The organism is Pseudoalteromonas sp. bablab_jr011 (assembly GCF_016464045.1).
Taxonomy (GTDB): Bacteria; Pseudomonadota; Gammaproteobacteria; order Enterobacterales; family Alteromonadaceae; genus Pseudoalteromonas; species Pseudoalteromonas lipolytica.
This window is the reverse complement of record NZ_JACDWU010000099.1, coordinates 1-1045: the sequence shown is the minus strand read 5'-3', so window position 1 is coordinate 1045 and position 1045 is coordinate 1. Positions and strand designations below refer to the sequence as shown.

Sequence of the window (1045 nt, the reverse complement as noted above, 5' to 3'; positions counted from 1 at the left end):
TTTGCTTTTTCGGCGTTAAAACACCTCCCACGTGTGTGATGTGTATCACTTGTAGGAAGGGCTTTAGCCGTGAATCTTATAAAAGATGTTGCTGCGCAAACGCGCCATGCAAGCATAACGCCTACGGTTTAATGTAGGCGTGAAATTTATTTCGCGCGAAGGTGCTTTACAGCTCGCAGCTCGTATCTCGGTTCTCGCATCTTGTTATTCTCGCTTTACCTTGGCGGTCGGTGGTATATTCTCTTTGGTAAGTAATAAAACCGTTTAGGTAGATAATTATGGCAAAAGATAGATACGCGCCTAAAGCGCTTGGCGATATTATGGCTGGCTTGAGTGGCCGTCTTGCGTCGTATGCTGGAAAAACGCAAGGTCTTTCGAGCCAACAAGCTATTCTTGATGAGTTTTTAGGGGAAATACTGTCTAAAAAATGCCGCGTAAGTAACTATCGTGATGGTACGTTAATGATCGAAGCTGTTTCTGCGCCTATTGCGCTGCGTTTAAATTATTTAAAAATGGATATGCTTTCGCACTTTCGTGCTGCGGGTATGGCAGAGCTCGGGCAAATTAAAATAACAGCGAATCCGCAAGCAACCCAACGTTTATCAGCCTCACCAAAACACGACAATAAACCCGTTTCTAAGCGCCAAATGAGCGAGCAAACAGCTGATTACTTAACGGCTATCGCCGCTGATGCACCGCCATCACTGAAAGAAAAACTTGAGCGCTTAGCATTGCACGGGCGAAAGAAGTAACTTGTAGGCGTGAAATTTATTTCGCGCGAAGGTTTATAATAGAAATTAGAAATTAGAAATTAGAAATTAGATATTAGAAGTTAGATATTAGAAGTTAGATATTAGAAGTTAGATATTAGAAGTTAGATCACGCAGCTTGCTTGAGGTTAAAGAGGATTTATTTTGTTCTAACCACTAACCACTAACCACTAACCACTAACCACTAACCACTAACCACTAACCACTAACCACTAACCACTAACCACTAACCACTAACCACTAACCACTAACCACTAACCACTAACCACTAACCA

General features: G+C 42.1%; 1 protein-coding gene. It reads left to right on the top strand.

The features are described 5' to 3' along the window. Positions 1–278 precede the first annotated feature (278 nt). The gene (locus JIG41_RS04465; RefSeq protein WP_036973240.1) at positions 279–752 is read left to right on the top strand and encodes a DUF721 domain-containing protein; all 474 of its coding nucleotides are present in this window, start codon (positions 279–281) and stop codon (positions 750–752) included. Positions 753–1045: the final 293 nt, after the last annotated feature.